We start from the raw sequence: 6,000 nt of genomic DNA, 5'->3' as shown, positions 1-6,000 counted from the left end.
GGCGGCTACCAGGGACTCCTCGTGCCGCACGGAGGCGAAGAGTCACGCCGCCGCCGAATTTCGGTTAGCGCCCCTTGCAAGAATTCAGATCGCATCGGGCTGGGTGCCGCTTTGCGCTCTGACCCCACGGTGGCGGGCAAAGCCGGCAGTCGCCCCGAGCACGACGACCACCACTCCGATCACCACGGTGAAGACCGTCGGAGTCGGGTTGAAGTTCCTCCACCATGCGATAGCCATACCCGCCCCGATGCTCAGGGCTGCTCCCACCGGAAGMAGTACGGAGAGCCACCGAACCGTCGACGATGCCTGAGGATCGTGACGAAGCGCGATCCACRCAAAYAKCAGGGCGCACAGATARGCAAAGASGCCTGMCGACGCRTACAAGGGCAGGACGAATGGCCCCAGATCGATGGTCGGACGACCCGAGAACCCTGCGAAGACAGCGAGCAGGATCACCGCCAGGCCGGCCGACATGCCGAGTAGAGCGGCGGGAACGACTAGCCCCAGCCGCAAAGCGCGACCGCACAGTCCCCGCTCGTCCGCCCACTGCCGGAGGGTCTGCGAGCTGTCATCACCGAGGACCGCTSTCGCGTCGTGGCCGTCCTGGCGTGCGCCGCCGATTTCCGCTTCCAGTTCGGAGAGCAGCGCCTTTCGGTCCGGGCCACGGACGCCGGCGCGTCGCCAGAGGCGGTTCGCTTCCCTGAGGGTTTCCTGGAKCTCGCTGYTGTCGACCTGCGTGATTGTGGTGTTCATGCGACGCCCGTTCCGTTGTTGGTAGCTCGGCCTGGTGACTGCAGTAGTGAGGTGACGCTGGTGGAGAYTGCSAGCCACTCCGAAGTGCCACTCGCAAGCGCATTCACGCCGATCTCGCTGAGCGAGTAGTACTTCCGCGGCGGCCCTGACGGCGACGGCCGCTTCTCGGAAACCACGAGGCCGCCCTTCTCCAAGCGGGCCAGCAACGGGTAGGCCGATCCTCCAGCGACGAGCAGATCTTGCTCGGCCAGTCGCTCTGTCAGTTCGTAGCCATACACCGGCCGCTCTCTAAGTAATGCCAATAAGCAAAGGTCCAGCACGCCTCGAAGTACTAGGCTTCGTCTCTCCACCGCACTCATGCTTAACAAGCTAGCGACCGCTAGCTTGTTAAGCAAGAGACTCGGGGTGACAATTTCTCAGGGCTTCGGGCTTGCGCCGACTGGCCCCAGATCCTTCCCACCGAGACGCGTGACATGTCTGTGCGCGAGGTCGGATAGCCCGAGGTCACGGCGACGCATAAGTTGATCCCGAAACCGTGTGTCGAAAGAGACTTCGCGGGAACAACTTTCGGTTCGCTCGCTTCGTAAGACTGACGTATGCGCGGGTATCGACGAATAGGCGAGTCCACGAGCGGCAAGGTCAGAAGCCCTCACAGCGGCCGGGTATCGCCGGCAGGTCCACGTGAACCGCAAGTCCGGGGCGACCACCGCACATCCCTGCCTGACGGCGCTGCTGGGTGCGATTGCTGCATTCAAGTCCGCAAATCGACGTACTGACCGATTCGGACGCCCTACCCGATACGGTGACTTGATGATTGGCGATCCCCCTGTTGGCCATGCCTGAACGGCCGACGGGCCGCGAGGCCGGAATACGCACCAAGGCAGCCAAACTCGCCGCGCCGCTGGCGATCCTGGCAGCGGCTGGCGCCGTCCTCATCGCATGCAACGGCGACTCCGTGTCCTACCGCCCACCGAAGGCTGCGATCGCCGAACGAGCCGACTGTCACGCCGCGGACATCGACAGCAGGCTCTCGGCACTGAACCTCGACAGCATCGCGACTGGCCCGCCCGCTGCTGGGGTCGGGTATCCGCCCAGAGAATTCACGCCCGTCGCCGTCGTGCGTTGCGAGCGTGGCGAGAACGGGGCCGGCGCGTTGACGATCGACAGTGTCCGGCTCGAGGGCGACGTCAAGGCTGCGTGGGATGCGTTCCGCGTCGACTCCGAGCGGTTCCCGGACAACGTTCAGGCCAGCTGCGCGGTCTTCGAAATTCCGCCAGCTGGACTGTGGTTCGTCGACGCGGACGGCCAAGCGGTCCGTCCCGCCTGGCCCGCTTCCCCGTGTGGATTGCAGGACCACCCGATCGCCGTCCTCGCGAAGCTGCACGAGGTCGATCGGCAACAGCAGGCGAAGGAGCTGCCCGCGGACAACCCGGGGGTCTGCAACGAAAAGTACGGGTCGGGCTTCAGTACGACCACCGACACAGACGTCGCAGTAGCCGAGAACACCGACCGGCGATCTCTCCTCGCCGAGACCTACGCCCTGGCGTTCCCGATCGAAGACGTCGGCCGGCTGCAGGTGTGCCGGTACATCGAATCGGCGGACAGCTCATCGCAACAATCACGGTCACGGCTGACAACCCGACAGAGCCTCGATCTGGTGCGCGAGATCATCGAGGCGCCGCCCGCGCCGCCATGCGCGGTCACCGCCACGCGAACCGCACAGATCCCGCTGTACCGCGCTGACGGATCCGGCGGCGCACAGATCGACATCGAACTTGACGGATGCCGCCGCGCCAGCGGCACCGGCATTCCCTTCGTCACCGCATCCGCCACCGTGACCGCCGTCGTGGACGAAGCACCCCAGTAAACATCAGCGAGGCCGCCAACTCCCGGCTCCAACGAGTCGTCGACCTTTCCACTTCGGAGGCTCACGGCGTGGTCGCCCGTTGGTCGCCCTGAAGGCACGGCCCATCCTGCTGGGCTCGCTCCCATTCGAAGTCAACCGTTTCGCCGACGACGGCGCCTCGAAACCCGCCGCCTATCACCTGAGACTGACCCGGGCTCAGCTCAGGCAACTCGTCGGACGACAGGTGGCTGCAATACGCCCAACCACCTGGTGTGTCGTTCGATTCGATGACGCCCCAGCCTTCCTCGCTGTGCCACGCCACCACGGTCCCAACACTCATGATCCGATGCTCGCAAAACAACCAGTCGGAGCTGAGACGTGCCGATGACATGCGGCCGCCTCGTACCGAATACTCTTCGTCTCGCGCACGTGCCAACAACCTGGAAACTATCCAGATTTGTATGATCTGGTGCCGTCCTTAAGTGTGATTACCGACTGGTCAACCTATCCAATCTGCATCCCAGCCCAGTACGAACCGCCATTGGTGAACGCCCCTCTACAATCCACTCCGGGGGTGTTCACCCATCAATGCCGATCGGGTTCACCTATCAACCCGCCGGTGACACGATCCAGGCATTTTCGGCTGAGTTTTCGGATCAGCGCCGAGGACCAGCCGGATATAGAACTTGGGTGGGCGCTTCTCGGTACGCGCACCCCCGAATTCACGCCTCAATGGCCAGCTTTCGGCATGTGACTCACGACACTCCCCTGGCCGACGCCGCTGTCGGCGCGGTGCGCGGTTCACAGGTACTCCGCGTCGCGGTGCACGGCGCCCAGATCGCCGACGCGAATCTGATGCGGTTCTACCTTGAGAAGCACCCGGACGCCGAGATCGAGCTCATCATGATGGGCCCGTCGAAGACATCACGGGACGCAGTGATCAACGGCCGGGTGGACGTCGCCTTCGCCCGCGAGCACTGGAGCCCACATCCATTGCCGGCGCATGTCACTGCGGCACCCGCCTACCTCGACGCACTGCATCTGCTCGTCGGCAACAGCCATCCACTCGCAGGCCGCGACCACGTCGACCTCGACGAGCTCGACGGACTGACCGCGTGGGTGCCCGGAGCCGGATTCGACTCCGAAGTAGGCGACTTCTACGGTCGGCTCAGCGACAGTTGCGGCGTCACAATCGATACCGAGCGGCACCCCGACGGCATCGGATTCGCGAACATTGTCGATCGCATCGCGGACTCGACCACGCTGGTCACCTTCGGTAGAGAAGGAACCACAACGCCATGGCATCCGAACATTCGCCGCATACCCATCATCAACCCCACCCCCGCCTACCCCATGGCACTGCTGTGGCGGAAGACAATCACTACCCATCCACAGTTCAACTCGTTGATCGACTTCGTCACCGGCTGCTACAACGGCAACGCAGTCAGCACCATGTGGATACCAGAGACAAATCGTGCCTTGTTCCCGCGTTGACCACGCCATCGGTGAACTCGACGCCGTTCAGCTAACTGGTGAACGGCGGCCGACGCGAACGCACCCGTTGTCCCCCGACAACGCTGCCGAAATCATCCCCGCCTGGACGCGCTGCAGAAGGTGTTCCCCGGCGGCCCGTCGGCGTGGATGGCTGCCCCCCCCCGCGTCGAGTTCGACGGACGCACCCCACTGCAGGAGATCCTCGCGCACGGCCCCACCGGGTAATCGCCCACACTGCACGCCTCACAGCCGCGGCATAGTGAAGTCGCTCGGCTCGGAGCAGCCGCACCCCCATTGCCACCAACCGTCCTGAGCAACACGGCTCCCAGCCCTAGATACCTTTGCTATCAATGGGGACAGCCCCGGCAATCACTGTGATCTAATCGGCCGGTGATGACCTTCGTGCAGCTCTGGTGGCCGCTTTCCCCGCGGCCCTGAACTGTGCACTTCCGGCCGCCTCTCGTGCGGCCGACGATCCTCGCCAGTATTACGGCATCCGTCCCGGTTGACGCGGTGAGGTGGCCTCCTACCGAGAGGACCACCCCATGACCGACAATCCCGTTCGCACCCACGGCATCGGCGGCGAGATGCTGATCAGTTCCCGCTCGCTCGACGAGTACCGAGCCATGTTCAACCTCACCGGCGCCGACCTGGCCCGGCGGATCCTGGACTGCCCCGGCGGCGCCGCCGGATTCACCAGCGAGGTGAGCAGTCTCGGCGGCGACGTGACCGCCTGCGACGTAGCCTATTTCGAGCACGGAGCCGACGACCTCGCCGCCCTCGCAGCAGCCGAGACCGATCGCGGGAACCGCTACGTCCGCGCACATCCGGAACAGTACGAGTGGACTTTCTTCACCGACCCCGACGAACACCAGCGCACCCGGCAACACGCCGCCCAGCAGTTCGCCACCCACATTCGCCGGCACCCGCACCACTACGTCGCCGGGCGGTTGCCTTCACTGCCGTTCGCAGATGCCAGCTTCGACCTCGCACTCAGCTCCCACCTTCTGTTCAGCTACTTCGACGTACTCGATCACACCTTCCATGTCAGCGCGATCGGCGAGCTGATGCGCGTCGCCCGGGACGAGCTGCGAATCTTTCCGCTGGTGGCCGTCGGATCGTCGGCGCCCTATCCACGACTCGACGAGCTGCTCGCAGACCTGCGGGCCCGCGACATTGCCGGCCGAGTCGTCGAGGTCGACTACCACTTCCAGAGCGGCGGAAACCACATGCTGGTGTGCCGCCACGCCCCGTCCTCGGTCGTCCGGTGACTCACCCGCATGCCAACCAAAGCACGCCGCACGCACCCCACAGATGACGAAAGAGGAAGCATCACAGCACCGTTGGAGGATATTCATCCCGATGTCGACGCGCTCGAACTCGGTCCACCACCGACAGTGCTCTCTCGACGTGTAGGTGACCGGCGGACATGGATCAGCTCCGGTTCACCATTCGAGGCCACGACCGGGTTCTCCCGGGCGATCCGTTCCGGGTCGCGAGTCCTGGTGTCCGGCACCGGGCCGGTGTGGCCCGACCACTCGTGCCCGGACCATGCAGGCGTCCAGGCCCGCCGCTGCTTCAAGATCATCGGGCGGGCGTTGGCCGAGGCCGGCGTCGGATGGAACGACGTGCTCCGCACTCGCATGTTCGTCACCGACCTTGCCGCCTGTGAGCAGGTTGCTGCCGTGCACGGAGACTTTGTTCGGTGAGATGCGTCCGACGGCGACGATAGTCATCGTCGCAGGGCTGCTCGATCCGCGATGGAAGGTGGAAGTCGAGGTCGAAGTGGAGGTTCCGGCCTGAGACCTTCCGCCTGCGACCGCGCCACTTCGCCGAGGCTGCGGTCAAGGCGGGGTCGGCCACCGTGGAAGCGAGGATCTCCGAGTCACGGTGGCCGACCGGTGAGA

7 protein-coding genes are annotated in these 6,000 nt (G+C 64.7%); 4 read left to right on the top strand and 3 right to left on the bottom strand.

Annotated elements, in window-relative coordinates:
• Window positions 1–84: 84 nt before the first annotated feature.
• The gene (locus tag AC1DWC_RS24325; protein ID WP_477912176.1) at window positions 85–753 is read right to left on the bottom strand and encodes a hypothetical protein; all 669 of its coding nucleotides are present in this window, start codon (window positions 751–753) and stop codon (window positions 85–87) included.
• Window positions 750–1,112 (bottom strand): PadR family transcriptional regulator, encoded by a 363-nt coding sequence (locus AC1DWC_RS24320; RefSeq protein ID WP_477912174.1) that lies wholly within the window; start codon window positions 1,110–1,112, stop codon window positions 750–752. The genes AC1DWC_RS24325 and AC1DWC_RS24320 overlap by 4 nt, the downstream gene beginning before the upstream one ends.
• 476 nt (window positions 1,113–1,588) lie before the next feature.
• On the opposite strand from AC1DWC_RS24320, the gene AC1DWC_RS24315 reads away from it, so the two are divergent.
• Window positions 1,589–2,620, top strand: a complete 1,032-nt coding sequence (locus AC1DWC_RS24315) for a hypothetical protein (protein ID WP_477912172.1) — start codon at window positions 1,589–1,591, stop codon at window positions 2,618–2,620.
• A gap of 61 nt (window positions 2,621–2,681) precedes the next feature.
• Here the strand turns inward: AC1DWC_RS24315 and AC1DWC_RS24310 are convergent, their stop codons facing one another.
• Window positions 2,682–2,939, bottom strand: a complete 258-nt coding sequence (locus AC1DWC_RS24310) for a hypothetical protein (protein ID WP_477912170.1) — start codon at window positions 2,937–2,939, stop codon at window positions 2,682–2,684.
• 248 nt (window positions 2,940–3,187) lie between these two features.
• Here AC1DWC_RS24310 and AC1DWC_RS24305 point away from each other — a divergent pair, with 248 nt between their 5' ends.
• The 3 genes from AC1DWC_RS24305 to AC1DWC_RS24295 all read left to right on the top strand — a co-directional run bounded on the left by AC1DWC_RS24305 (window position 3,188) and on the right by AC1DWC_RS24295 (window position 5,802).
• Entirely contained in the window at window positions 3,188–4,093 is a 906-nt protein-coding gene (locus AC1DWC_RS24305; protein WP_477912168.1) for a substrate-binding domain-containing protein, read from the top strand.
• 545 nt (window positions 4,094–4,638) lie between these two features.
• A complete protein-coding gene (locus tag AC1DWC_RS24300) occupies window positions 4,639–5,364 on the top strand; it encodes a methyltransferase domain-containing protein (protein ID WP_477912166.1) in 726 nt (241 codons plus the stop codon).
• 9 nt (window positions 5,365–5,373) lie between these two features.
• Window positions 5,374–5,802, top strand: coding sequence for a Rid family hydrolase (locus AC1DWC_RS24295; protein WP_477912164.1), 429 nt, complete (start codon window positions 5,374–5,376; stop codon window positions 5,800–5,802).
• Window positions 5,803–6,000 lie beyond the last annotated feature (198 nt).

Source organism: Rhodococcus sp. P4_C10, from assembly GCF_056402135.1.
This window is presented reverse-complemented; position numbering and strand designations above follow the sequence as displayed.

Bases quoted from the DNA above. Each gene is read 5' to 3' on its own strand.
- AC1DWC_RS24315 (WP_477912172.1), top strand. From the start codon at position 1,589: ATGCCTGAACGGCCGACGGGCCGCGAGGCCGGAATACGCACCAAGGCA.
- AC1DWC_RS24310 (WP_477912170.1), bottom strand. From the start codon at position 2,939: ATGAGTGTTGGGACCGTGGTGGCGTGGCACAGCGAGGAAGGCTGGGGC.
- AC1DWC_RS24305 (WP_477912168.1), top strand. From the start codon at position 3,188: ATGCCGATCGGGTTCACCTATCAACCCGCCGGTGACACGATCCAGGCA.
- AC1DWC_RS24300 (WP_477912166.1), top strand. From the start codon at position 4,639: ATGACCGACAATCCCGTTCGCACCCACGGCATCGGCGGCGAGATGCTG.
- AC1DWC_RS24295 (WP_477912164.1), top strand. From the start codon at position 5,374: ATGCCAACCAAAGCACGCCGCACGCACCCCACAGATGACGAAAGAGGA.